The organism is Janthinobacterium goodfellowi (assembly GCF_051380695.1).
GTDB lineage: Bacteria > Pseudomonadota > Gammaproteobacteria > Burkholderiales > Burkholderiaceae_D > Janthinobacterium.
Map to the genome: position 1 here is coordinate 268,675 of NZ_JBNYXN010000006.1, position 24,081 is coordinate 292,755.

Annotated in this window: 21 protein-coding genes; 5 read left to right on the top strand and 16 right to left on the bottom strand. The window is 63.1% G+C overall.

Annotated features, from left to right (window positions below; all coding sequences use genetic code 11):
* Positions 1-290 precede the first annotated feature (290 nt).
* The 12 genes from ACQ4WQ_RS22405 to leuS all read right to left on the bottom strand — a co-directional run bounded on the left by ACQ4WQ_RS22405 (position 291) and on the right by leuS (position 16,738).
* Positions 291-995, bottom strand: coding sequence for a DUF4197 domain-containing protein (locus tag ACQ4WQ_RS22405; protein ID WP_436500102.1), 705 nt, complete (start codon positions 993-995; stop codon positions 291-293).
* Positions 996-1,175: 180 nt separating this feature from the next.
* Entirely contained in the window at positions 1,176-2,750 is a 1,575-nt protein-coding gene (locus ACQ4WQ_RS22410; RefSeq protein WP_436500103.1) for an SEL1-like repeat protein, read from the bottom strand.
* Positions 2,751-2,753: 3 nt separating this feature from the next.
* A complete protein-coding gene (locus ACQ4WQ_RS22415) occupies positions 2,754-4,958 on the bottom strand; it encodes an EAL domain-containing response regulator (protein ID WP_326459796.1) in 2,205 nt (734 codons plus the stop codon).
* A 5-nt stretch (positions 4,959-4,963) separates the two neighbouring features.
* Complete coding sequence (locus ACQ4WQ_RS22420; RefSeq protein ID WP_326459797.1) at positions 4,964-7,126, bottom strand: HDOD domain-containing protein; 2,163 nt, start codon at positions 7,124-7,126, stop codon at positions 4,964-4,966.
* Positions 7,127-7,329: 203 nt separating this feature from the next.
* Entirely contained in the window at positions 7,330-8,610 is a 1,281-nt protein-coding gene (locus ACQ4WQ_RS22425) for a multidrug effflux MFS transporter (protein ID WP_219115165.1), read from the bottom strand.
* 73 nt (positions 8,611-8,683) lie between these two features.
* Positions 8,684-9,889: a THUMP domain-containing class I SAM-dependent RNA methyltransferase gene (locus tag ACQ4WQ_RS22430; RefSeq protein WP_374106838.1), complete on the bottom strand. Its 1,206-nt coding sequence runs from the start codon at positions 9,887-9,889 to the stop codon at positions 8,684-8,686.
* A 168-nt stretch (positions 9,890-10,057) separates the two neighbouring features.
* Positions 10,058-10,672: a 2-hydroxychromene-2-carboxylate isomerase gene (locus ACQ4WQ_RS22435; protein WP_436500106.1), complete on the bottom strand. Its 615-nt coding sequence runs from the start codon at positions 10,670-10,672 to the stop codon at positions 10,058-10,060.
* Between the two features lie 10 nt (positions 10,673-10,682).
* Positions 10,683-11,120: a CopD family protein gene (locus tag ACQ4WQ_RS22440; protein WP_070302877.1), complete on the bottom strand. Its 438-nt coding sequence runs from the start codon at positions 11,118-11,120 to the stop codon at positions 10,683-10,685.
* Positions 11,121-11,189: 69 nt separating this feature from the next.
* Positions 11,190-12,461: a glutamate-5-semialdehyde dehydrogenase gene (locus ACQ4WQ_RS22445; protein WP_326459799.1), complete on the bottom strand. Its 1,272-nt coding sequence runs from the start codon at positions 12,459-12,461 to the stop codon at positions 11,190-11,192.
* Positions 12,462-12,478: 17 nt separating this feature from the next.
* Positions 12,479-13,495 (bottom strand): DNA polymerase III subunit delta, encoded by a 1,017-nt coding sequence (holA, locus tag ACQ4WQ_RS22450; RefSeq protein WP_436500109.1) that lies wholly within the window; start codon positions 13,493-13,495, stop codon positions 12,479-12,481.
* Between the two features lie 10 nt (positions 13,496-13,505).
* On the bottom strand, positions 13,506-14,096 hold the full coding sequence (locus ACQ4WQ_RS22455) for an LPS-assembly lipoprotein LptE (protein ID WP_436500111.1): 591 nt from the start codon (positions 14,094-14,096) through the stop codon (positions 13,506-13,508).
* A gap of 2 nt (positions 14,097-14,098) precedes the next feature.
* A complete protein-coding gene (gene leuS, locus ACQ4WQ_RS22460) occupies positions 14,099-16,738 on the bottom strand; it encodes a leucine--tRNA ligase (protein ID WP_326459802.1) in 2,640 nt (879 codons plus the stop codon).
* Positions 16,739-16,894: 156 nt separating this feature from the next.
* On the opposite strand from leuS, the gene ACQ4WQ_RS22465 reads away from it, so the two are divergent.
* A complete protein-coding gene (locus ACQ4WQ_RS22465; RefSeq protein ID WP_436500113.1) occupies positions 16,895-17,659 on the top strand; it encodes a DUF6597 domain-containing transcriptional factor in 765 nt (254 codons plus the stop codon).
* A 41-nt stretch (positions 17,660-17,700) separates the two neighbouring features.
* The gene (locus ACQ4WQ_RS22470; RefSeq protein WP_436500115.1) at positions 17,701-18,102 is read left to right on the top strand and encodes a VOC family protein; all 402 of its coding nucleotides are present in this window, start codon (positions 17,701-17,703) and stop codon (positions 18,100-18,102) included.
* Here ACQ4WQ_RS22470 and ACQ4WQ_RS22475 read toward each other — a convergent pair.
* Entirely contained in the window at positions 18,099-18,995 is an 897-nt protein-coding gene (locus ACQ4WQ_RS22475; protein WP_326459805.1) for a LysR substrate-binding domain-containing protein, read from the bottom strand. The two genes, ACQ4WQ_RS22470 and ACQ4WQ_RS22475, sit on opposite strands and share 4 nt — an antisense overlap.
* 159 nt (positions 18,996-19,154) lie before the next feature.
* On the opposite strand from ACQ4WQ_RS22475, the gene ACQ4WQ_RS22480 reads away from it, so the two are divergent.
* Positions 19,155-20,336 (top strand): acyl-CoA dehydrogenase, encoded by a 1,182-nt coding sequence (locus ACQ4WQ_RS22480; protein WP_436500117.1) that lies wholly within the window; start codon positions 19,155-19,157, stop codon positions 20,334-20,336.
* Positions 20,336-21,583, top strand: a complete 1,248-nt coding sequence (locus tag ACQ4WQ_RS22485) for a CaiB/BaiF CoA transferase family protein (protein ID WP_436500119.1) — start codon at positions 20,336-20,338, stop codon at positions 21,581-21,583. Before ACQ4WQ_RS22480 ends, ACQ4WQ_RS22485 begins: the two co-directional genes overlap by 1 nt.
* Before the next feature lie 54 nt (positions 21,584-21,637).
* Here ACQ4WQ_RS22485 and ACQ4WQ_RS22490 read toward each other — a convergent pair whose 3' ends face one another.
* The 3 genes from ACQ4WQ_RS22490 to ACQ4WQ_RS22500 are packed head-to-tail and all read right to left on the bottom strand — an operon-like array spanning position 21,638 to position 23,431.
* Positions 21,638-21,964 (bottom strand): barstar family protein, encoded by a 327-nt coding sequence (locus ACQ4WQ_RS22490; RefSeq protein WP_436500121.1) that lies wholly within the window; start codon positions 21,962-21,964, stop codon positions 21,638-21,640.
* Positions 21,965-21,972: 8 nt separating this feature from the next.
* Positions 21,973-22,782: a 4-hydroxy-tetrahydrodipicolinate reductase gene (gene dapB / locus ACQ4WQ_RS22495; RefSeq protein WP_070281773.1), complete on the bottom strand. Its 810-nt coding sequence runs from the start codon at positions 22,780-22,782 to the stop codon at positions 21,973-21,975.
* A gap of 19 nt (positions 22,783-22,801) precedes the next feature.
* Positions 22,802-23,431: an outer membrane protein assembly factor BamE gene (locus tag ACQ4WQ_RS22500; RefSeq protein WP_326459842.1), complete on the bottom strand. Its 630-nt coding sequence runs from the start codon at positions 23,429-23,431 to the stop codon at positions 22,802-22,804.
* Positions 23,432-23,627: 196 nt separating this feature from the next.
* Between ACQ4WQ_RS22500 and fur the strand changes: the two genes are divergently transcribed.
* The gene (fur, locus tag ACQ4WQ_RS22505; protein WP_219308375.1) at positions 23,628-24,059 is read left to right on the top strand and encodes a ferric iron uptake transcriptional regulator; all 432 of its coding nucleotides are present in this window, start codon (positions 23,628-23,630) and stop codon (positions 24,057-24,059) included.
* The last annotated feature ends 22 nt before the right edge of the window (positions 24,060-24,081 follow it).

Sequence of the window (24,081 nt, forward strand, 5' to 3'; positions counted from 1 at the left end):
TCCTGCACCTGGAATTCCTGACAATGTATTCAGAAAATCAATGAGCTTGGGGAAACGTGAATAAAACGAAAAAAGGCCAACCGGCGGGCATTTAGCAATGCCACGCATCAGTTCGCCACTAAAACTGGGCACTCCCGGGCAGTTGATTGTTGCTTAACCATGCCTCAGCAATGTATGTCGCAGAATTTTAACATTGTTTTCTTGTAGCAAATGCTTAACTTGTTTCCCTTACGCCACACCTGTCAATGCCGCGCAAACGCCGCCAGCGTTCCTGAGATACGCTGGAACAGTTATTTCAAACTGCCAAACACTTTACCGATAATCTTGCTGCCATAGGCCAGCGGATTACTGCGGATGGCTTTTTCTTCCTCGCCGATCATCAGGTACAGGCCATCAAGCGCACGGTCCGTAACGTAGCCTTCCACCGTCGATTGCTGCTGCGGCACCAGTCCCGTCTTGCCGATCTGGCTCATGGTGCTGTTGTATTTGCCGGCCAGGCCGGAGCGGTCGGTGACGGATTTCACGATGGGCAGGAACTTGACGGCCAGGGGCACTGACGTTTTCTGGCGGAAAAAGTCCGTCACCGATGTGTCGCCACCGGAGAGGATATTTTTCGCATCGCTCACGCTCATCGACTTGACCGCATCGAGCAGCAAGGGCTTGGCCATTGGCACGGCCGATTCGGCGGCACGGTTCATCGACACCACCAGATCGTCCAGCTGCTGGCCGCGGCCCGTCATTTTCAGCAGGGGTTTGGCTTGCTCCAGGATGCCGGGCAGCTTGATCTTGACCTTATCGTTGTTCAGGAAACCATTTTCGACACCCAGTTTCGATACGGCGGCAGCGGAGCCGGCTTCCAGCGCCGCTTTCAAGCCATTGCTGGCATCCTGATTGCTAAGGGCATCGAGGGGACCGGCGGTGCCTGCGCCGGACGACAGCAGCGCCAGCGCACACAGGATCGCGGCGGGACGGCCAGGGAAAGGGTTCAGGCGCATGGTTTTCCTTTTTAAGAGAATAGACAGTCCACCTTCTTCTGGCACCTTAGCACATCAAAACCGCCAATACTGCAGCATTTTTTTGCACCAGGGGAAAACAAGGGGGCCACAGATGGCGAAGGGAAAGGACTATACAGCACCGACTGTTGTATCCGCGCACGCTAACGCGCGCGGCGCAGCTTAGCCTGCTATTACCGCCAACTGTTCGCGCACCCGCGCCAGATCCGTTTCGCGCATGCGCGCCGCCGTCTGGCGCAGCGATTTTTCCGCGCCGGCCACGCCCGCCGCCGCCGCCATCGACAGCCAGATATACGCCTGCTGCAAATCGAGCGGGCTACCCTGGCCGCTGGCGGCCATCAGGCCCAGATTCATTTGTGCCCGCGCATGGCCCTGGCGCGCGGCCAGCGCATACCAGTCCCAGGCGGCGGCATAGTCCTGCGGTACGTCCTGGCCATTGTCATGCCGCAGGCCCAGCGCGAACTGGGCCAGGCTGTGGCCCTGCGCGGCGGCGCGGCAATAGCAGGCGCAGGCCTGCTGGCTGTCGGGCGCCGGACCATCGTCGCGGTCGTGCAACACGCCCTGCATGTATTGCGCGGGCGCGTAATCCTGCTCCGCGGCGCGGCGGTACCATTCCAGCGCCAGCGACAGATCCTGCGGCACGCCCTGGCCATGTTCATAACGCAGGCCCAGGTCGAACTGCGCCCGCACATGTCCCTGGTCGGCCGCCTTGCGGTACCAGAAGATGGCTTCCTGCGCATCGGCAGGCATGCCCTGCCCATGCTCGTACAGGAGTCCCAGCTGATACTGCGCGGCGGGAAAACCCTGCCCTGCCGCCTGGCGGTAGAACACCTGCGCCCGGGCATAGTCCTGCGCGCCATGCTCATGGTGCAGGCCCAGGTTGTGCTGGGCCGCCGCATGGCCCAGTCCCGCCGCCTTGACATACCATTCCAGCGCCGCCTGTTTATCGCAGGGCACGCCCTGGCCATTGTCGTAGATCAGGCCCAGATTGAACTGCGAACTGGCGTGGCCCTGCTCGGCCGCACGCCGGTACCAGCTGATCGCCTGCCGGCTGTCCTGCGGCAGCACGTCGCCATTTTCATAGCGCAGCGCCAGGTTGAACTGGGCCGGCGCATAGCCCTGCTCGGCCGCCTTGCGCATCCAGGCCGTCGCCTGCTGGCGGTCCTGCCGCACGCCCTGGCCATTGTCGTAGCGCAGGCCCAGGTTGAACTGCGCGCGTGCATAGCCCTGTTCGGCCGCCTTGCGGTACCAGGCGATGGCTTGCACGAAATCCTGCGGCACGCCCTTGCCATTGTCATACATCATGCCCAGATTATTCTGCGCGCCCGCGTCGCCCTGTTCCGCCGCGCGGCTGAACCACAGCATGGCTTGCCCGCTATCTTGCGCGATGCCCTGGCCCTTGGCATACAGCCAGCCCAGGTTGTACTGCGCCGCCGCGTAGCCCTGCTCGGCCGCCTGCTGGTACCAGTGCGCCGCCTGCGCGAAGTCCTGCGGCACGCCCTGTCCCTTCTGGCACATCACGCCCAGGTTGTATTGCGCATGCTCGAGTCCCTGCGCGGCAGCCAGGCCGTACCAGTGCAGCGCCAGCGCATAGCTTTGTTCGATGCCCTGGCCATTGAAGTACATGAAGCCCAGGCTGTGCTGGGCGTTCGCATTGCCCTTCTCGGCCAGGCCTTTCAGGCGCAGGTAGTCAGCCGTGTAATGCGCAGCCGTGTAACGGGGATCGGCGAGCGACATGGATCAAGCCTCGATGGCCAGCGTCTGCGGCAGCGCGGGGGCGGCATCGGCGATCAGGCGGTTCTGCTCCTGCAGCACGCCGATGAAGCTGCCCAGCGATATGGGACGGTGGTACAGATAGCCCTGCATCGTGGTGCAGCCCTTGTCCTGCAGGTAGCGCGCCTGCCCTTCCGTCTCCACGCCCTCGGCGATCAGGTGCAGGCCCAGGCCGCGCGCAATCGAGATGATGGCCAGGATGACGGGATAGTGTCCGTGCTCGTCGTGGATCTCCTTGACGAACGACTGGTCGATCTTGATGGTGTGGATGGGGAAGCGGTGCAGGTACGACAGCGACGAATAGCCGGTGCCGAAATCGTCGATGGCCACCGACACGCCCAGCTGGCACAGCTTGTTCAACTGCTCGATCGCATACTGTGGGTTGCGGATGCAGATGTTTTCCGTGATTTCCACTTCGATCTTTTCCGGCGCGATGCCATAGCGCGTCAGCGCGCCGCGCATCTTTTCGAAAAAGTCGCCCCGGTCCAGGTATTGCGGCGACAAATTGAGCGACAGGCGCACGGCCTCGCCACCGGCCGCGTTCCACTGCACCAGGTCGCGGCACAGGGCGCCCAGCATCCAGTCCGAGATCGGCAGCATCAAGCCGTTTTCCTCGGCGAACGGCAGGAATTCGCCGGCCGTCAGCAAGCCCCGCTGCGGGTGGTTCCAGCGCATCAGCCCTTCGGCGCCGACGATGCGGCCCGTCATCACGTCCACCTGCGGCTGGTAATACATCTCCAGCTGATTCAGCTCCAGCGCCTTGCGCAGGCTTTGCTCGAGCGCGATCTTCTGGTGCGACACGTCGAGCATGGACTCGTGATAGAAACTGTGGCCGTTCTTGCCCAGCGCCTTGACCTGGTACATGGCGATGTCGGCGTGGCGCAGCAGCTCGTCGATGGTCTCGCCGTCGCCCGGATAGATGGCGATGCCGATCGACGCCGAAATATGCACCTGGTTGCCATCGAGGTCGAAGGGCTGGTGCAGGCATTCGAGGAATTTGTCGGCGATCAGGCGCGCATCCTGGCGGTCGCGCAGTTCCGGCAGCACGATGGTGAATTCATCGCCGCCCTGGCGCGCCAGCGTATCGCCGCGGCGCAAACAATCCTTCAGGCGCAGCGCCACCTGCTGCAGCAGCTCGTCGCCCTTCACGTGGCCCAGGGTATCGTTGACCAGCTTGAAACGATCGAGGTCGATGAACATCACGGCCAGTTCCGTCAGCTTGCGCCGCGCCTGGATCACGGCCAGCCCCAGGCGGTCCTTGAACAGCATGCGGTTCGGCAGGTCGGTCAGGATGTCGTGGTAGGCCTGGTAGGAGATGACTTCCTCGGCACGCTTGCGGTCGGTAATGTCGCGCGCCACGCCGTAGGTGCCGAAATACTCCTGCTTTTTCGCTTCGTGATCGTGGCCGTGCATGCCGATGGAATTGAGCGGAATCGTCATCAGCGTGTTGCTGAAAGTCCGGTCGCTGCCGCTGCCGCTATGGCATTTCAGGCGCAGTTCCACATTGCGCGAAGCGCGCTCGTCGAGGCGGCGCTCGTTGAAGGCATAGCGCGCCCGCTCCTGGTCTTCATCGTGCACGAGGATCGAATAGTGGCTGCCGATCAGCTCTTCGCGGCTAAAGCCCAGCAACTGGTGCACCCTGTCGTTGATGAAGGTGATGCGGCCTTCGTGGTTCAGGGTATAGATGATGTCGGGCGAGCTGTCGACCAGGTAGCGGTACATCTTTTCCGAGTTTTCCAGCTGCAGCGCGATGCGCTCGTTCTCCAGCGCCAGCTTGCGCTTTTGCAGCGCGTTCTCCACCGTCTTGAGCAGCTCCTCGCGGCTGTACGGCTTGCGCAGGTAATCGTAGGCGCCGCGTTTCAGGGCGCCGATGGCCGCCTCGATGCCGACGTCGCCGCTCATGACGATCACGTCGCCCTCGATGCCGCGCCGGTTGATGTGGTCCATGATTTCATGGCCGCTCATGTCGGGCAGGCGCAAGTCGAGCAGGATCAGGTCGAAGCGCAGTTTCGACAGCTGCGCCAGCGCCTCGCTGCCGCAGGTGGCCGTGTACAGCTGGTAGCCGCGGTCCTTCAGCAATTCGTGGAGAGAGGCGAGCAAACGGGGCTCGTCGTCGACCAGCAGGATGCGCGGACTGTTTTCCAGGTCAAAGGGAATGGCGGAGGAGTTCATGGACGTTACGAAGACAAGGCGGTATTGCCGGGCGCGGGCAGCGCGGCTGCGGCGCTCGCCGGCAAGGGAATGGGCAGCAAGATTTCAAACGACGTGCCGGACTTGCTGCTGCGGCAGCCGATCACGCCATGCAGGCGGGTGACCAGGTCGTGCACGATGGACAAGCCCAGGCCGTGGTGCGCCCCTTCCTTGCTGCTGCGCACAGGAGAAAACAGATTGGCCAGCACGTCCGGCGCCAGGCCGGCGCCATTGTCGCTGACGCACAGTTCCAGGTACAGGCGGCGGTCGCGGTTGACGTGGCCACGGTTCGCCACTTCGATGCGCCCACCATCGGGCAAGGCTTCGACGGCGTTTTTCAGCAGATTGAGCAGAATTTGCTTGAGCATGTCGGCATCGGCCTCCACCTCGCATGGCGCGTCCTGCATGCGCGTGACCACCTCGATCTTCGGCGGCAGGAAGTCGGTGGCGCGGAACAGGCGCAGCACGTCGTCGACCACGCGCGCGCAATCGGTCACGCCGCTGGCGGCCACCGGCTGCAGATCGGCCAGGCCGCCGATCAACTGGCCGACCCTGTCGATTTCCTCGTTCAGGATAGCCATCTCGCCCGTGACCGGCTCCTGCTTCTCCAGCTTGTGATCGAGCACGCTCAGGTAGTTCTTGATGATGGACAGCGGGTTATTCACTTCATGCACGACACGGCGCGACGCGGCACGGTATTCCTCGGCCACGTGATCGAGCTGGCGCCGTGCCAGGCCGCGCGCGCTGATGGCCGCTTCCAGCGCCGTGGCGGCCTGGTTGGCATAGGCGCGCAGGAAACCCTCGCGCTTCTGGCAGGCGGGAATCTGCCAGGCCGCCACGCCGCCGATCAGCACGCCCAGGCTGCGCTGGCCCGCCACCAAAGGCACGCAGACCAGGCTGTCGGTACCGAGAATGCGGAACAGCTGTTCCTCGACGATGCCCAGCGCCGGCATGTCGCGTTTTAAAAAGGCCAGCTGACACTCCAGCGCCGAAGCGGCCAGGGGCCCGCCCTTGGCCAGCGGGACCGAGAAACCGGCCAGGCGCTGCTGATGTTCGCCCGCCGCCACGCCCACCAGCGCATGACCGGTGGGGTTTTGCAGCAGGATGACGGCCGTGTCGAAATCGAACAGGATGCGCGCCGAACGCGTGATGGCTTCCAGCAGGCTGCTCTCGCCCTGTTGCCGGGCGAAGGTCTGGCCCACTTCCGACACCAGCACCATGTTGCGTACTTCGTCGGACAGGCGCTGCTGCACCGGATCGACGGCTGGCGGCGCATAGGCGGGCGGCGTGGCGATATCGTCCGCGCCGGCCAGGTCGATGCCCAGGTGCTGCGCGGCCTGCGCCACCTGGCGCGCGACGCTGCCGGCCAGGTCTTCCAGTACCTCGACGTCCAGCGCGCACAGGCTTGCCGCCTGCGTGATGGACTCGGCCTCGTCCGCGTCGTCGGCATGGCAGCACAGCAGGTGCGCCAGGCGCACGATGCGGATCAGGGGATGGCTCGCTTCCAGGCGCGCCAGCGGTTCATGGTGATACAGCACGCTGTCGGCCAGGAAGGAATCGAGATGCCAGCGCTCGATCAGCCAGGCGCCCGCTTCGGCATGCGTGATTTGCAAGGTGCGCTGCTCCACCGCGCACAGGGCGGCATCGTCGCGCGCCGTGAAGTTGAACGCGTATTCTTTTGGCGCCGTGGCCAGCAAGGCCAGGCGTCCCACATTGTGCAGCAAGCCCGCCAGATACGCTTCCTCGACGTGCGGATACGCCATGGCCTTGGCCAGCGCACGCGCCATGACGGCGGCCGACAGCGAGCTTTTCCAGAAGGCGCGCAAATCCGTGCTGCCGGAATGGGGAAAACTGCTGAAGGTCTGGAAGACGGATTCGCTGATGACCAGGGTCTTGATCATGTCCGTGCCCAGCGACACGAGCGATTGCTCCAGGCTGACGACCTTGCTCTGGCGATGGTAGGCCGAGCTGTTGGCCACGCCGAGGATCTTGCTGGTCATGCCCGCATCCTTGGCGATCAGGGCAGCCAGCTCCGGCATGCCGGCATCGTCGGCCTGCAGGTGGGCGATCAGCTTGATGAGAATCTGCGGCATGGCCGGCAGGCGGGCAATCAGCAGGCGATTGCGAATATCTTGATCAGATTGATGCATCGTATCAGGCATTGCCGGTTCGAAAAGGAAGAGCGCTCAGCAGCAAAGCGCGGCCACGTTCAGAGGAATCCTCCACTCCTGTAACCCAAAAAATGTCGCCTGAGAGGATGCCGGGAAAAAAGCTCATCTTATCATAAGCGCCGGATATTACTTGCAATATAGAAAATTAAGTTGAAATAAATCCAGCGTTCTGCAGTGGAAACTTATGCCCTGAAGGAACCCAGCAAACGGTGGCGGAAGCGCCGCGAGATCAGCCACAGCGCCAGCGCCAGTCCCGTAAACGCCAGCTGACCCGACGCCAGCCACAGCACGGAACCGGACAGCAGGGGCGAGATCACGCCTGCCACCACGGCGCCCAGCAAGGTGCTGGCAAACGACTGGCACGAGGCCACCGTGCCGCGGATATGCGGGAACAGGTCCAGCGCCAGCAGGGTCGCGCCCGGCCCCACCAGCGACATGCCGAAGGTGTAGAAGAACAGGGGCAGCACCGACCAGGGCAAGGATGGCGGCAGGAACAGGTGGTACACGACATTGACGCTGGCGGCGCACAGCAGGAAGGCAAAGCCGATGCCGATCTGGCGCGCGAACGTGACCTTGCCGGCGATGCGGTTGGCCGCCGCGGCGCCCATGAAGATGCCGCTCACGCAGGGAATGAACAGCCAGGCGAATTGCGATGGCCCCAGGCCCAGCTGCTTGGGCAGCATTTCCGGCGCGGCCGTGATGAACAGGAACAGGCCCGCGAAATTGAGGGCGACGATGCCGGCCTTGATGTGGAACAGGGGCGAGCGCAGGATCTGGCCGTAGCTCGACGCCAGGAAGCGGGGATTGAAGGGCTGGCGCTTTTCCATCGGCAGGGTTTCGGGCAGGCGCCAGTAGCAGAACGCCAGCAGCACCACCGTATAAAAGGCGAGGAACAGGAAGATCGAGCGCCAGTCGAACCAGATGACGATCCAGCCGCCCAGGATCGGCGCCACGGCCGGTGCGATGGAAAAGATCATTGTCACCAGCGACAGCAGACGCGCCGCCGCCGCATCGGCATACAGGTCGCGGATGATGGCGCGGCTGATCACCACGCCGGCACCGGCCGAGACGCCCTGCATGATGCGGAAGAACCACAGATAGTGCACCGTGTGCGCCGAAGCGCAGCCCAGCGAGCCGATGGCAAACATCAGCAGCGACACGAGAATGACATTCCGGCGGCCGAAGGTGTCCGAGATCGCGCCATGCCACAGCACCATGCCGGCAAAGGCCAGCATGTAGAACGTCAGCGACTGCTGCACTTCCAGCGGCGAGGCCTGCAGCGAACCCTGGATCGCGCCAAACGCGGGCAGATAGGTGTCGATCGACAGGGGCCCCAGCATCGACAGCCCGGCCAGCATCATCGCCAGCGCACCGCGGCTCAGCGGCGCCATGTGGCTTGGCGTGGGAGGCGGAACGGGCGTGACCGGGTCGGGCGGCACATCGGCCGGAGGGGTGGGAAACATGGCGGGTCCAAAGTGGCGCACGGACCGGTTTCGGTCCGTGCGCGGGGTGACTGCGGGGTCTTGCGACGAACGCTTACTGCTGTGGCTTGGGCTTGGCTTCTTCACGGCGGTTGTATCCCGCCACCATATCGAAGCGGAACAGACGGCATTCCAGCGCGCCGTTGAAGAAAGGCGTCTTGCGCGCTTCCTTCAGACGCAGCAGCTTGGGCAGGCCCAGGTCGGCCGTGAACAGGAATACCGTCCAGCCCGCGAAACGCTGCTTCAGGGTCGTGCCCATGGCCGAATAGAACGACGTCGACAGTTCATCTTCGGGGATGGTGCTGTCGCCGCGCACGCCGATACGCTCGCCGTACGGCGGGTTGGTCAGCATGATGCCCGGCACGTCGCTTGGCGGCTTGACTTCCTGCGCCTCGATCTGTTTCAGGGGCACGTCGAAGCGCACGCCGGCGCAACGCAGGTTATGGCGCGTCATGGCGACCATGTCGCCCGAAATGTCGCTGCCGAAAATGGTCGGTTCGGCCGGCAAGGGATTGACCTTGATGGCGTTTTTCATGGCATTCCACGGCGCCGGATCGAAGTCGTGGAAGTTTTCAAACGCGAACTGGCGCGACGCGCCCGGTGGTATCCCCTGCAGCATCTGCGCCGCTTCGGCCAGGATGGTGCCGGAACCGCACATCGGGTCGAACAGCACCATGCCAGGCTTCCAGCCAGACACGCGCAGCAGGCCGGCGGCCAGGTTTTCGCGCAGCGGCGCGTCGCCCGTCTCTTCGCGCCAGCCGCGCTTGAACAGGGCTTCGCCAGAAGTATCGAGGTAGACGGTAAACGTGTGCGCGTCGAGGAAGCCGACGATGCGCATGTCCGGCGTCTTGGTATTGACCGATGGACGCTCGTTGAACTGGTCGCGGAAGCGGTCGCAGATCGCATCCTTGATTTTCAATGTCGTGAATTCCAGGCTGCGCAACGGCGATTTGACGGCCGTGACGTCGACGCGGATCGTGTGATGCACGCCGAACCAGTCTTCCCACGATTGCGCCAGGGTCAGGTCGTAAATATCGTTTTCCGTCTTGTAGCCGGAATGGGCCATGCGCATCAGCACGCGCGAAGCGATGCGCGAATGCAGGTTGATGCGGTAGGAATCGAGCAGGTCGCCCGAGCAGTGGACACCGCCCGGCACCTGGTTGTGGACCTTCATGGTCGCACTATCCTGGGCGATCTCGCCCAGTTCCTCGGCCAGCGCCGCTTCCATGCCGCGCGGGCATGGGCAAAAATATGAAGCCATGGTGTACCTTTTATCCGTTGAAAAACAATTAACTAAAAATCTGAAATATCACGTAGGTCGGCTTAGCCCGCAGGGCGTAAGCCGACATAAGCCGACATGCCGCACACTGTGCTTGTCGGATTACGCGCGGCTTTGCCACGCTAATCCGACCTACCACTCTCTAAAAAACTACTTCTCCAGCGCGCGCTCGACAAAATCGAGGCGATCCTGGCCCCAGTAGCCTTCGCCATCGACGATGTACCACGGCGAGCCGAAGACGCTGGCGGCGGTGGCCGCTTCCGTATTGGCGTCGTATTCTGCCTGCACGCTGGCCGTTTCCGACGTTTTCAGCAACTGGCGGCCATGGAAACCGGCGTCAAACGCGATCTGGACCAGGGTTTCTTCGTCGCCGATGTTGCGCTCTTCGGCCCACAGGCCGCGCATGATGGCGTGCGCCAGGTTCAGCGATGCTTCCACGCCGTGCGCCAGGCGCGTGGCGATGATCAGCTTGGCCGACGCTTCCGGCGACACGGGGAAGAACTTCGGCTGCAGGGTCAGTGGCACTTGCAAAAAGGCCGACCAGCGCGCCAGTTCGGCCAGGCGGTACGTCTGGCGCTGTGGTGCGCGCTTGGCCAGCGGCAGGCCGCCCGAGACGCTGAAGACCTTGCCCAGGTCAAAGGGACGCACGTCGATCTGCGCACCCGTCTTCGCGGCAATGGCCATCAGGCGCGCATGCCCCAGGTAGGTCCATGGCGAGTGGGGCGCAAAAAAATACTGCACGACTTTGCTCTGGTTTGCACTCATCTCGACTCCCTTAGAAAGGCTTGACCACGACCAGCACGACGACGGCCAGCAGCATCACCACCGGCACTTCATTAAACCAGCGGAACCAGGTGTGGCTGCGCTTGTTGAGACCTTTTTCAAACTTGCGCAGGATGGAACCGCAGGCGTGGTGATAGCCGAGCAGCAGCACCACGAACGTCAGCTTGGCATGCATCCAGCCCGGCATCTTCATGCGGCCTTCTCCCCCACCGTACAGCATCCACATCAACGCGAGCCCCAGTACCATCGCCGGCAGCGCCAGCAGGGACATGAAGCGGTACAGCTTGCGCGCCATCAGCAACAGTCGCTCGGTCGCCACCGTTTCCGTCTCCATCGCCAGGTTCACGAAGATGCGCGGCAAGTAAAACAGGCCGGCAAACCAGGAAATGACGAAGATGATGTGGAAGGCTTTGGTCCAGAGAAAGAGCATGGGGTTTCCAGTGTCGGAGGTGGAAAAAATGAGAGCACGGGCCGCCTGGTGGGCAGCCCGCGAAAGAGGCTATTTGCGGACTTCGCCGTGGCCGAAGACCACGTATTTGAGCGAGGTCAGGCCTTCCAGGCCCACCGGGCCGCGCGCGTGCAGCTTGTCGTTCGAGATGCCGATCTCGGCGCCCAGGCCGTATTCGAAGCCGTCGGCGAAACGCGTCGACGCATTCACCATCACCGAGGCGGAATCGACTTCGCGCAGGAAGCGCAGGGCATCGCTGTAGTCTTCCGTGATGATGGACTCCGTGTGCTTCGATGAATACTGGTTGATGTGGTCCATCGCTTCGTCGATGCCGTCGACCACCTTCACCGACAGGATGGCGGCCAGGTATTCGGTGCGCCAGTCTTCCTCGGTGGCGTGCACCAGGTGCGGATAAGCGGCGGCGGCCAGGATCGCATGGCTCTCAGGATCGGCGCGCAGTTCCACCTGCTTGGTCAGGTACAGTTCGGCCAGCTGCGGCAGCACGGTGGCGGCAATGGCGCGCGACACGAGCAGAGTTTCCATGGTGTTGCAGGTGCCGTAGCGGTGGCACTTCGCGTTGAAGCCGATATCGATCGCCTTCCTGATATCGGCCTTGGCGTCGATATAGACGTGGCAGATGCCGTCGAGGTGCTTGATCATCGGCACGGTGGCCTCGTTCATCAGGCGCGCGATCAGGCCCTTGCCGCCGCGCGGCACGATGACGTCCACATACTGCGGCATGGTGATCAGGGCACCGACGGCGGCGCGGTCGGTGGTGTCGATCACTTGCACGGCATCGGCAGGCAGGCCTGCTCCCTGCAAGCCTTCCGCCACCAGCTTGGCCAGCGCGCGGTTGCAGTGAATGGCTTCCGAGCCGCCGCGCAAGATCGTCGCGTTGCCGCTCTTGATGCACAGGCCGGCCGCGTCCACCGTCACGTTCGGACGCGCCTCATAGATGATGCCGATGACGCCCAGCGGCACGCGCATCTGGCCCACCTGGATGCCCGTCGGGCGGAATTTCATGTTCGAGATTTCGCCGATCGGGTCGGCCAGCGCGACGATTTGCGTCAAGCCTTCGACCATGGTGGCGATGGCGGCATCGGACAGGGTCAGGCGGTCGAGCATGGCCGGCGCCAGGCCGGCGGCAGCGGCCGCATCGAGGTCGCGCTGGTTGGCCGCGCGCAGCAGGTCGGCATCGCGTACGATGGCAGCGGCGATCAGGCTCAAGGCGCGGTTGCGCGTGGCGCTGTCGGCACGCGCCATGGCGCGCGAAGCGGCGCGCGCGCGCGTGCCCACGTCCTGCATATATTCTGTGATGTCCATGCTCGTATCCATAAAAGTTAACCCTTGGCGATCTTCAGGCCCAGTTGCAGCATGGCATCCCAGGCGTCGCCCGCGTAGCCCTTGGCGCGCAAGCCCTTGATCATCTTGTCCACCTGCGCCGCCTGCTGCAGCGCCGCTTCCAGCACGGGCAGCGAAATGCGCCGCAAGGCCGGTTCCATCAGCCGCTCGCGCGGGCCCCAGATGCGGTATTCCTTCAGCAGCGCGCCCAATGGACGCCCTTGCGCCATGCCGGCCTTCAATTTTAACAGCGTGCGGATTTCTTCGGAGACGGCCCACAAGACCAGCGGCAGCGCCTCGCCCTCGCCTTTCAAGCCTTCGAGCATGCGCACCAGGCGCGCCGGGTCGCCAGCCAGCATGGCTTCGGACAGCTTGAAGACATCGTAGCGGGCCACGTTCAGCACCGCGTCCTGCACTTGCTCATACGTCAGCTTGCCCGCCGCGTGCAACAAGCCCAGTTTCTGGATTTCCTGGTGCGCCGCCAGCAAATTGCCTTCCACCCGTTCGGCGATGAAGTCGATGCTGGCCCGTTCCGCGCTTTGCCCCTGCGCGGCCAGGCGCTGGGATATCCACGCGGGCAACTGCGCCCGCTCCACATTCGGAATGTCGATATACACGGCCGCCTGCTGCAGGCTGGCGACCCAGGCCGCCTTCTGCGTAGCCCAGTCCAGCTTGGGCAAAGTGATCAGGGTCAGGTTGTCCGGGCTGAGATTTTTCGCATAGCTTTGCAGCGCCGCGCCGCCATCCTTGCCCGGCTTGCCGGTGGGGATGCGCAGCTCGATCAGTTTTTTATCGCCGAACAGCGACAGCTCCTGGTTCGCCGCCAGCAGTTCGCCCCATTTGAAGCTGCGCTCCACCGTCAGCACATCGCGTTCGGAGTATCCCTGCGCGCGCGCCGCGCGGCGGATCTTGTCGGCAGCTTCCAGCGCCAGCAAGTGTTCGTCGCTGGTAATCACATACAGCTGCGCCAGCGGCTTGGCCACATGCCCATCGAGCGCGTCTATCCGCAATTGCATGGCGTCCCCGTTACTGCTGCGGGGCGACCGGCGTCACGGGCACCACTGGCGCCACCGACATGGCCGGCAGCACCGGCTTGATGGCCGCCAGACGGCGCATGATCTGCTGCACCATGTCGTTGCGCATGTCGCGGTACAACGCCGCTTCCTCGGTTTCCTTGGCCAGTACCTGCGATTCATCGAAGGTGATCGGACGCACCAGGCTGATGCTCGTCGGCGCCAGCAACTGGTTGCCGGCCTTGTCCAGCACGCGGAAATTGATCGAATAGCCGAGCTGGTACTCTTGTACGCGGCCGCTGCTGTTCAGGGACAAAATGGTCTTGGTACGATTCCTCTCCGGATCGGTGAGCACCTCAAGGACGGCGTCGGCGCCATCCTTGGTATTGACCACCTCCGTGCTGCCGATGGCGCGGATATAGCGTTTCAGGCCGATCGCCAGCGGCGACGTGTCGGGCAAGCCGATGTACATCGTCGCGAACGGCAGCATGAAACTGCCGTTCGAACCGCGCAAATGAAAGCCGCAGGCCGACAGCAGGCCGGTCAGGCCCAACGCCAGCACGGCGCGGCGGCCCAACAGCGATATTTGAGAGGAAGTCGTCATGATTACACCACGATGCTGATTAACTTGCCTGGCACGACGATGATCTTCTTCGGCGTGGTCTCGACGTACTTCTGCACACTTTCGCACGCCAGCGCAGCCGCTTCGATGCTGGCCTTGTCCGCATCCTTGGCCACCGTGATCGAGCCGCGCAGCTTGCCGTTCACCTGGATCATCATCTCGATCTCGGACTGCTCCAGCGCTTGCGGGTCGACTTGCGGCCATGCCACGTTCAGCAGGTCGCCATGCACGCCTGCATAGCCCAGCTCTTCCCACAGCACATGGGTGATGTGCGGCGCGACGGGATTGAGCAGGCGCAGGAAGATGGAGAAGCCTTCGGCGATCAGGGCCTTCGACTGCGCGCTATCGTCCAGCTTGGCCGATTCCAGCGTGTTGAGCATCTTCATGCAGGCCGACACCACGGTGTTGTACTGGATGCGCTTCAAGTCGTAATCGGCTTGCTGCAGCAGCTTGTGCAATTCGCGGCGCAGGTTTTTCTGCGCGTCGCCCGTGGCAGGTGCGGCGCCGCCAGCCAGTGCGGCCTGGATCGTTGCCGACTGGGCGTAGCCGAAGTTCCACACGCGGCGCAGGAAGCGGTTCGCGCCTTCGACGCCGCTGCCCGACCATTCCAGCGTCTGTTCCGGCGGCGAAGCGAACATGGTGAACAGGCGGGCCGTGTCGGCGCCATACTGCTCGATCTGCGCTTGCGGGTCGATACCGTTGTTCTTCGACTTCGACATTTTTTCCGTGCCGCCGATTTCCACAGGCTGGCCGTCGGCCACCAGGACGGCGGACTGCGGACGGCCCTTGTCGTCGAGAGAAAGGCGCACGTCGTCCGGGTTGAACCAGGTGGTCTTGCCCGCGGCGTCCTTGCGGAAGTACGTTTCGTTGAGCACCATGCCCTGCGTCAGCAGGTTGACGAATGGCTCGTCGAACTTGACCAGGCCGAAGTCGCGCATGATCTTGGTCCAGAAGCGCGCGTACAGCAAGTGCATGACGGCGTGTTCGATGCCGCCGATGTACTGGTCCATCGGCATCCAGTAATCGTTGCGCGCGTCGACCATGGCGTCGTTCGAGCCTGGCGAGGTATAGCGCATGTAGTACCACGACGAATCGACGAAGGTGTCCATGGTGTCCGTCTCGCGGCGCGCCGGCTTGCCGCACTGCGGGCAGTCGCACTGGAGGAAGGCTTCATATTTGTTCAGCGGGTTGCCCGTGCCGTCCGGCACGCAGTCTTCCGGCAGCACCACCGGCAAGTCTTTTTCCGGCACCGGCACCACGCCGCAATCGGCGCAATGGATCATCGGGATCGGCGTGCCCCAGTAGCGCTGGCGCGAAATGCCCCAGTCGCGCAGGCGGAACGTGGTTTTCTTTTCGCCCAGGCCCAGCTCCGCCAGGTCGGCGGCCACCGCATCGACGGCGGACGCGAAATGCAGGCCGTCATATTTGCCGGAGGCGATGCAGACGCCGTCCTTGCTGCCATACGATTCCTGCCAGGCATCCGTCGAGAATTCCTGGCCCTTGACTTCGATCACTTGCTTGATCGGCAGATTGTATTTCTTGGCAAAGCCGAAATCGCGTTCGTCGTGCGCCGGCACGCCCATCACGGCGCCGTCGCCGTAGGTGATCAGCACGTAGTTGCCGACCCACACTTCCACCTGCGCGCCCGTCAGCGGATGCGTGACGAACAGGCCGGTCGGCATGCCCTTCTTCTCCATCGTCGCCATGTCCGCTTCGATCACGGAACCGAGCTTGCATTCGGCGTTGAACGCGGCCAGTGCAGGATTGGTTTGCGCGGCGTGGATGGCCAGCGGGTGTTCGGCGGCCACGGCGCAGAAGGTCACGCCCATGACGGTGTCCGGACGGGTGGTGAACACATACAGCTTGCCGTCGCCGATCAGGGCGCCGTTCGCGTCCTTGATCTCATGCGGGAAGGCGAAGCGCACGCCCGTCGACTTGCCGATCCAGTTGGTCTGCATGATGCGCACGCGCTCGGGCCAGCCCGGCAGCTTGTCATCGACATAGGCCAGCAGCTCTTCCGCGTAATCGGTGATGCGCGCGTAATACATGGGGATTTCGCGCTTTTCGATCAGCGCGCCGGAACGCCAGCCCTTGCCGTCGACCACTTGTTCGTTGGCCAGCACGGTCTGGTCGATCGGGTCCCAGTTCACGGTACCGGTCTTCTTGTAGATGATGCCTTTTTCCAGCATCTTGAGGAACATCCACTGGTTCCATTTGTAGTATTCGGGCTTGCAGGCGGTCATTTCGCGCGACCAGTCGATGGCCAGGCCCATCGATTCCATCTGCTGCTTCATGTGGGCGATGTTCGAATACGTCCATTGTGCGGGCGGCACGTTGTTGGCCATGGCCGCGTTTTCCGCCGGCATGCCGAACGCATCCCAGCCCATCGGCATGAGCACGTTGTAGCCGTTCATGCGCAGGTAGCGGTACATCACGTCATTGATCGTATAGTTGCGCACGTGACCCATGTGCAGCTTGCCCGAAGGGTAAGGCAGCATCGAGCAGGCAAAATACTTGCCTTTTGGGAAACGCGGGTCGTGTTCGACGGCTTTATAGGCGTCGATCGCCTTCCAGTGCGATTGGGCGGCTTGTTCGACGTCGGCGGGACTATATTTATCTTGCATGATGTGCGGCCAATAGTGGATATGAACCGAGCATTATACTGGTTGTCGCCGCCCGATAGCGCGGCGCGCTGGCAGCCCGGGCCGGCAAATTTTGGCAAGCGCACAATTATGCTGTGTAATATATGGGCAATCTTGTTCTTTGCATCAAAGCCGGCCATGATCGTCTATCAGGAATATCCGCCCCTCCCTGCCCTGCGGCCCTGGCTGGACTGCGTCTGGACCTGCCGCGTGCAGACGGGCGCCACGCCCCTGACGCACCAGGTCTTGCCCGACAATTGCATCGATATTTTGTGCCAGGACCAGCAGGACGCCAGCTTTGCCGTCGGCATGATGACGGCGCCGATTGCCGTCGTCAGCCGGGGCCTCGTGCAGACGGTGGCGGCGCGCTTCAAGCCGGGCGCGGCGGCCCGTTTCTTCCAGCTGCCCCTGTGCGAACTCAATGATGGACGTGCCGATCTGCGGCAGCTGTGGGGCCGCGAGCTGGCGGCACGCCTCGGCGACGCGCTGTGGAGCGAACCCCTGTCCAACGCGCAAAGAATTGCCATTTTGCAAGACTATCTGCTGCTGCGCCTGCGCGCCGCCCCGCCACGGCGCCAGGCCGGCGCGGCCGACCATGCCATCGCGGCCATCGAGGCAGCATCGGGCCAGGTGCGCGTGGATGGCCTGGCGCAGCAGCTGGGCGTGTCGCGCCAGCACCTGGCGCTGCAATTTCGCCAGCACGTGGGCATCAGCCCGAAACTGTTTGCCCGCATCTGCCGTTTCCGGGCCGCCAGCGCTGGCTTGAAAAGCCTGCCACAGCAGCCGGATTGGGCGCAAGTGGCCTTGCAATATGGTTATTTCGACCAGTCGCACCTGATCCACGACTTCCAGGATTTCGCCCGCAGCTCGCCCGAGGCATGGCTGACGGGCCGGCGCGCGTGAGCACCTTCCATTTTTCCAATCGCGCGGCGCGCGCCGGTGGCATGATGACGTTATTCTTCATTCACCAGGAGCAGAACATGATCAAGGGCTTGCGCACCGTCACCTATCCCGTCCCCGACCTGGACAAGGCCAAGGCCTGGTACAGCCAGGTGTTCGGCACGGCGCCGTATTTCGACCAGCCGTTTTATGTGGGGTTTGCCATCGGCGGCTTCGAGCTGGGCTTGCTGCCGGGCGGCGAGCCGGGCACGCAGGGCAGCGTGACGTACTGGGGCGTGGACGGCATCGAACAGGAAGTCGAGCGCATCATCAAGCTGGGCGGCACCCTGCACCACCCGATCACGGACGTGGGCGACGGCATCCGCACGGTGGAATTGCTCGACCCGTTCGGCAACCAGATCGGCCTGATCGACAATCCCCACTTCGATACGGCCAAGGTCGTCTAGGCCGCCTCGCCTTGCAGCCATAGCCGGAACTGCTGCAAGGCCAGCTTTTCATGCGCCGCCTCGGGCGTGATCAGGTAATACGCCCGCTGGCCGCGCAGTGGGCGCTCGCACACAATACATAGCTCGCCACGCGCCAGTTCCGCCTCCACCAGCATACGGGGCAGCAAGACCACGCCCTGCCCCTGCACGGCCGCCATGGCCAGCATGGAAAACAGTTCATAGCGGGCGCCGTAGCGCGCCAGCTCCCCGTCGACCTGCATGGCGTCAAACCACTGGCGCCAGGCGCCCGGGCGCGTACTTTGCTGCAACAAGGTCAGTTCCAGCAAATCCTGCGGCTGCCAGGCGCTGCGCGCCGCCAGCAGGCGCGGACTGGCGACGGGCACGATTTCTTCATGCATGAGCAAGGTGGCGCGCGTGCCGGGCCAGCGCGCCAGCTGCTCGGGCGTGCCCGCGTACAGGGCGCCATCGTATTCCGTATCGGCAAACATGAACGGTTTCGTGTAGGCATCGATATGCACGACGATGTCCGGGTGCAAGCCCGCCAGCGACGACAGCCGCGGCATCAGCCAGCGCGTGGCAAACGTGGGCACGGAAGCGAGCTGCAAGGCGCCGCCACCACCCTGGCGCGCCATGGTGTCGAGCGTGTCGCGCTCCAGGCCGTCGAGGCGGGCTGCGATCTGCCGCGCATACGCGGCGCCGGCGCTGGTCAGCAGCACGCCATGGCGCGTGCGCTGGAACAGTTGCACGCCGAGAAAGCTTTCCAGCGAAGATATCTGCCGCGACACGGCGCTTTGCGTCAGCGACAGTTCGCGCGCCGCATGCGTGTAGCTCTGGTGGCGCGCCGCCGCCTCGAAACAATTTAACGCTTGCAGCATGGGAATTTTGCGTGACATGGGGTATCCGGCCGGTGAAATGCCCCTAGTATGCCGCAAGATATGCGTCACACGCATGTCTGGGTGCGAAAAAATCGTTTGCGCAAGGCTAGGCAAGAACCTACCATGAGCCATATTCAATCTTGCGCCGATCACCGGCGCTCACCTGCGAGGCCTGTGATGAGCAAAACCGTATTCGACTGGAATTCCCCCCTGCTGCTGGAAGAACAACTGACGGGCGACGAACGCGCCGTGCTGGAAGCGGCCCGCGACTATTGCCAGGGCAGCCTGGTGCCGCGCGTGCTCGAATCGTTCCGCCATGGCCGCACGGATGCCGCCATCTTCCGCGAAATGGGCGAGCTGGGCTTGCTGGGCACGACCATTCCCGAAGCATACGGCGGCGCCGGCCTGAACTACGTCTGCTACGGCCTGGCCGCGCGCGAAGTCGAGCGCGTCGATTCGGGCTACCGCTCGATGATGAGCGTGCAATCGTCGCTGGTGATGGTGCCGATCAATGCCTTCGGCAACGAAGAAACCAAACAGAAGTACCTGCCGAAACTGGCGACGGGCGAATTCATCGGCTGCTTCGGCCTGACGGAACCGAACCACGGCTCCGATCCTGGCAGCATGGTCACGCGTGCGCGCAAGGTCCCGGGCGGCTATAGCTTGTCCGGCGCCAAGATGTGGATCACCAACAGCCCGATTGCCGACGTGTTCGTCGTCTGGGCCAAGGACGATGAAGGCGCGATCCGCGGCTTCGTGCTGGAAAAAGGCTGGAAAGGCCTGTCGGCGCCCGAGATCCACGGCAAGGTGGGCTTGCGCACCAGCATCACCGGCGAAATCGTCATGGATGAAGTGTTTTGCCCGGAAGAAAATGCCTTCCCCGACGTGCGCGGCCTGAAGGGTCCATTTACCTGCCTGAACAGCGCCCGCTATGGCATCGCCTGGGGCGCGCTGGGCGCGGCCGAAGACTGCTACCTGAAGGCACGCCAGTACACGATGGACCGCCAGCAATTCGGCCGCCCGCTGGCTGCAAACCAGCTGGTGCAAAAGAAACTGGCCGACATGCTGACGGAAATCACCATGGGCTTGCAAGGCTGTTTGCGCCTGGGCCGCATGAAGGATGAGGGTTCGCCGGCCGTGGAAATCACCTCCATCATGAAACGCAACAGCTGCGGCAAGGCGCTGGACATCGCCCGCATGGCGCGCGACATGATGGGCGGCAACGGCATTTCCGACGAGTTCGGCGTCATCCGCCACCTGGTCAACCTGGAAGTGGTCAACACCTATGAAGGCACGCACGATGTGCACGCGCTGATCATCGGCCGCGCCATCACCGGCATCGCCGCCTTCAGCAACTGATGGACGCCCTGGCTTCCACCCTGCGGCCCGCGCCGTTGAGCGGCTTGCGCGTGCTGGACCTGTCGCGCGTGCTGGCCGGCCCGTGGGCCGGGCAAATGCTGGCCGACCTCGGTGCCGACGTCGTCAAGGTCGAGCAGCCGGGCCGCGGCGACGACACGCGCTCCTGGGGTCCGCCGTATCTGAAGGACGAGGACGGCCGCGATACGGCCGAGGCCGCCTATTTCCAGTGCGCCAACCGCAACAAGCGCTCCTTGTGCATCGACCTGGCCGCCCCGGAAGGGCAAGCCCTGGTGCGCCAGCTGGCGCAAGAGGCAGACGTGCTGCTGGAAAATTTCAAGCTCGATGGTTTGAAGCAATATGGCCTGGACTCAGCCAGCTTGCTGGCGCTCAATCCGCGCCTCGTCTACTGCTCCATCACGGGTTTCGGCCAGGATGGGCCGTATGCGGCGCGCGCCGGCTACGACTTCCTGATCCAGGGTATGGGCGGCTTGATGAGCATCACGGGCGTGCCCGATGGCCAGCCTGGCGCCGGGCCGCAAAAAGTGGGCGTGGCGCAGACGGACATCATGACGGGCCTGTACGCCACCATCGCCGTGCAGGCGGCGCTGGCCGAACGGGAACGCTCGGGCCTGGGCCAGCATATCGACCTGGCCCTGCTCGACGTGCAAGTGGCGGCGCTGGGCAACCAGGCGGCGAACTACTTGTGCGGCGGCAAAGTGCCGCAGCGCATGGGCAATGCGCATCCGAACATTGTTCCCTACCAGGACTTTCCCACGGCCGATGGCGACATGATTCTGGCGATCGGCAACGACGGACAGTTTTCGCGTTTTTGCGCCGTCGCCGGCCACCCGGAATGGGCGCAGGATGAACGCTTCGCCACCAACCCGCAGCGCGTGGCGCACCGGGCAGTGTTGATACCGTTGATGCGCCAGACCACGGTCATGCGCACGACGGCAGAGTGGATCAGCGCGTTCGAGGCGCAAGCCGTGCCATGCGGCCCCGTCAACCGCATCGACCAGGTCTTTGCCGATCCGCAAGTGGTGGCGCGTGGCTTGAAAGTGGAGATGCCGCACCCGACGGCGGGCACGGTGGCGCTGGTGGCCAATCCCGTGCGCCTGTCCGGCTCGCCGGTGCAATACCGCTTGCCGCCGCCCTTGCTGGGGCAGCATACGGACGAGGTGTTGCAGCAATGGCTGGGCCTTGATGGCGGCCAGATCGACGGTTTGCGCGAACGCAAGGTCGTCTAAAGAAAAACGCCGGGCAGTGGCAACACTGTCCGGCGTTTTTTTATATCTTCAGCGTTACTTCAGCGTCAATTTCAGCGCCGGCTTTTCGCCATAGTCTTCATAGCGTTCATTGATGCCGGCGATGCAAAACGTGATTTCTTCCAGTAAATCAGGCACTTGCGCCTTCATCGCGTCAGCGTCCTGCACCACGATTTCCAGCACTTCGTTCGGTTTCAAACGGAACTGCGTCATGTTTTCATCGTCGCGCAGGTAGCTGAGGCAATCGACCCAGGCATCCATGCTGTTGCCATAGAACTCGGGGAAACCGAAGGCTTGCACGCATTGCGCGTGAAAACTCGCTGCGTCGGTGATGTCTTTTCCATTCAGGATGGCTGTGGCCATGGTCTTCCTCAGTTCTTCAGCGACAGCACGTCCTGCATGTCGAACAGGCCCGTCGGCTTGTCGGCCAGGAAACGCGCGGCGCGCAGGGCGCCGTGGGCATAGGTGACGCGGCTGCTCGACTTGTGGCTGATCTCGATGCGTTCGCCGATGCCGGCAAACAGCACCGTATGGTCGCCCACGATATCGCCGCCGCGGATGGTGGCAAAGCCGATGGTCGACGGGTCGCGTTCGCCCGTCACGCCTTCGCGGCCGTACACGGCGCATTCCTTCAGGTCGCGGCCCAGGGCGCCGGCCACCACTTCGCCCATTTGCAGGGCCGTGCCCGACGGCGCATCGACCTTGAAGCGGTGGTGCGCTTCAATGATTTCGATGTCGTAGCCTTCGGACAGGCTTTTCGCGGCCAGTTCCAGCAGCTTCATGGTGACATTCACGCCCACGCTCATGTTCGGCGCGAACATGATGGCCGTCTTTTCGGCGGCGGCGGCAATGGCGGCCTTGCCCGCGTCATCGAAACCGGTGGTGCCGATGATCATCTTGATGCCGTGCTCGGCGCAATACGCCAGGTGCTGCAAAGTGCCTTCGGGGCGCGTGAAGTCGATCAGGTAATCGGCGCCGGCCAGGCCGGTGGCCAGGTCGGACGCGATCAGCACGCCGGCAGGCTTGCCCAGGAAGGCCGCGGCATCCTGGCCGACGGACGGCGAACCGGCGCGGTCGAGGGCGCCCGCGAGAACGGCGTCGGGCGCGTTACTGACCGCTTCGATCAGGATATGGCCCATGCGGCCGCTGGCGCCAGCGATGGCAATTTTCAGTTCAGTCATTTTATTCTCTTACAGCAACTTATTTGGTGGGTTCGGCGGCAGGCGCAGGCGCTGGCTCGGCGGCAGGTGCAGGTGCAACGTCAGGCTTGCTCACAGGAATGGCAGGGGCGGCATCGGCCGGTACCGGCACGGCGCTTGGCGCCACGGGCGACGGCACGACGGCAGCAGGCACGTCGGCCTTGGCAACCTTGGCGAAGGGCGACGGACCGGCGATGCGGTCGATGTATTCTTTCTCCGTCGGCAAGTTGCCGCCTTCGAAACGGGACACTTTGCCCTCTTTGTCAAAGAACACGACCACGCGGCTGCTGGTGGTTTCGCCACTGCCCCGGGCCAGGCGGAATGGATAATCCCAGCGGTCGGCATGGAAGATATCGGTCAGCAGCGAGGTACCGAGAACGAAACGCACCTGGTCGCGGGTCATGCCTACTTTCAACTGGGCCAGCATCTCTTCGGAGACAAAGTTGCCTTGCTGAATGTCAGGACGGTAGGGCGAGAAAAACCACATGAATTTTTGCAGCGGCGTAATGGTGGTCGTTTGTGCGCCCTGTTCGGGGACCAGTTCCTTGCCTTCTTTTTGAGCAGCTGCCGGCTTTTCGCCAAGGATGCCACGGCTGGCGCAGCCGGACATGGCCAGCGCGACACACACCATGCCTGCCACGACTGGTGCTCGAAATGAAATACGGTGCCAGAGAGATGGCAATACAGCCGGTGTTACGCGCATAAATGACCTCAATTGGATGAACAAAACGCCAGGAGTGACCGGCCCGCCAAAAAAAAGCATATTTTGGCACTCCCCGACAAAACGCTATATGATAAAGCACCTGACCCACATACGAGCAACAAACATGAGTAACAATCCTAGTGATCTCAAGGCAAGCGGCCTGAAAGCCACCCTGCCACGGCTGAAGATACTCGATATCTTCCAGAGTAGCCCGGTACGCCACCTGACCGCGGAAGACGTCTACAAGATTCTGCTGGCCGACAATATGGATGTCGGCTTGGCAACTGTCTACCGCGTCCTGACGCAATTCGAACAGGCAGGCTTGCTCAACCGCAACCATTTTGAAACCGGCAAGGCGATTTTCGAACTCAACGAAGGCTCCCACCACGACCACCTGGTGTGCCTCGATTGCGGCCGGGTCGAAGAATTCTTCGACGAAGACATCGAAATCCGCCAGCAAAAAGTGGCGGAAGAGCGCGGCTTCAAGATCGCCGAACACGCGCTGGCCATCTACGGCAACTGCACCAAGACAGCTTGCCCGCACAAAACAGCCTGACCCACGCCGGCCGCTCCCGCAA

Bases quoted from the DNA above. Each gene is read 5' to 3' on its own strand.
- ACQ4WQ_RS22435 (WP_436500106.1), bottom strand. From the start codon at position 10,672: ATGAGTGCAAACCAGAGCAAAGTCGTGCAGTATTTTTTTGCGCCCCAC.
- dapB (WP_070281773.1), bottom strand. From the start codon at position 22,782: ATGACTGAACTGAAAATTGCCATCGCTGGCGCCAGCGGCCGCATGGGC.
- ACQ4WQ_RS22485 (WP_436500119.1), top strand. From the start codon at position 20,336: ATGGACGCCCTGGCTTCCACCCTGCGGCCCGCGCCGTTGAGCGGCTTG.
- ACQ4WQ_RS22480 (WP_436500117.1), top strand. From the start codon at position 19,155: ATGAGCAAAACCGTATTCGACTGGAATTCCCCCCTGCTGCTGGAAGAA.
- ACQ4WQ_RS22425 (WP_219115165.1), bottom strand. From the start codon at position 8,610: ATGTTTCCCACCCCTCCGGCCGATGTGCCGCCCGACCCGGTCACGCCC.
- ACQ4WQ_RS22455 (WP_436500111.1), bottom strand. From the start codon at position 14,096: ATGACGACTTCCTCTCAAATATCGCTGTTGGGCCGCCGCGCCGTGCTG.
- ACQ4WQ_RS22415 (WP_326459796.1), bottom strand. From the start codon at position 4,958: ATGAACTCCTCCGCCATTCCCTTTGACCTGGAAAACAGTCCGCGCATC.
- ACQ4WQ_RS22440 (WP_070302877.1), bottom strand. From the start codon at position 11,120: ATGCTCTTTCTCTGGACCAAAGCCTTCCACATCATCTTCGTCATTTCC.
- ACQ4WQ_RS22410 (WP_436500103.1), bottom strand. From the start codon at position 2,750: ATGTCGCTCGCCGATCCCCGTTACACGGCTGCGCATTACACGGCTGAC.
- ACQ4WQ_RS22470 (WP_436500115.1), top strand. From the start codon at position 17,701: ATGATGACGTTATTCTTCATTCACCAGGAGCAGAACATGATCAAGGGC.
- holA (WP_436500109.1), bottom strand. From the start codon at position 13,495: ATGCAATTGCGGATAGACGCGCTCGATGGGCATGTGGCCAAGCCGCTG.
- ACQ4WQ_RS22490 (WP_436500121.1), bottom strand. From the start codon at position 21,964: ATGGCCACAGCCATCCTGAATGGAAAAGACATCACCGACGCAGCGAGT.
- fur (WP_219308375.1), top strand. From the start codon at position 23,628: ATGAGTAACAATCCTAGTGATCTCAAGGCAAGCGGCCTGAAAGCCACC.
- leuS (WP_326459802.1), bottom strand. From the start codon at position 16,738: ATGCAAGATAAATATAGTCCCGCCGACGTCGAACAAGCCGCCCAATCG.
- ACQ4WQ_RS22475 (WP_326459805.1), bottom strand. From the start codon at position 18,995: ATGTCACGCAAAATTCCCATGCTGCAAGCGTTAAATTGTTTCGAGGCG.
- ACQ4WQ_RS22445 (WP_326459799.1), bottom strand. From the start codon at position 12,461: ATGGACATCACAGAATATATGCAGGACGTGGGCACGCGCGCGCGCGCC.
- ACQ4WQ_RS22465 (WP_436500113.1), top strand. From the start codon at position 16,895: ATGATCGTCTATCAGGAATATCCGCCCCTCCCTGCCCTGCGGCCCTGG.
- ACQ4WQ_RS22500 (WP_326459842.1), bottom strand. From the start codon at position 23,431: ATGGTGTGTGTCGCGCTGGCCATGTCCGGCTGCGCCAGCCGTGGCATC.
- ACQ4WQ_RS22405 (WP_436500102.1), bottom strand. From the start codon at position 995: ATGCGCCTGAACCCTTTCCCTGGCCGTCCCGCCGCGATCCTGTGTGCG.
- ACQ4WQ_RS22420 (WP_326459797.1), bottom strand. From the start codon at position 7,126: ATGCATCAATCTGATCAAGATATTCGCAATCGCCTGCTGATTGCCCGC.
- ACQ4WQ_RS22430 (WP_374106838.1), bottom strand. From the start codon at position 9,889: ATGGCTTCATATTTTTGCCCATGCCCGCGCGGCATGGAAGCGGCGCTG.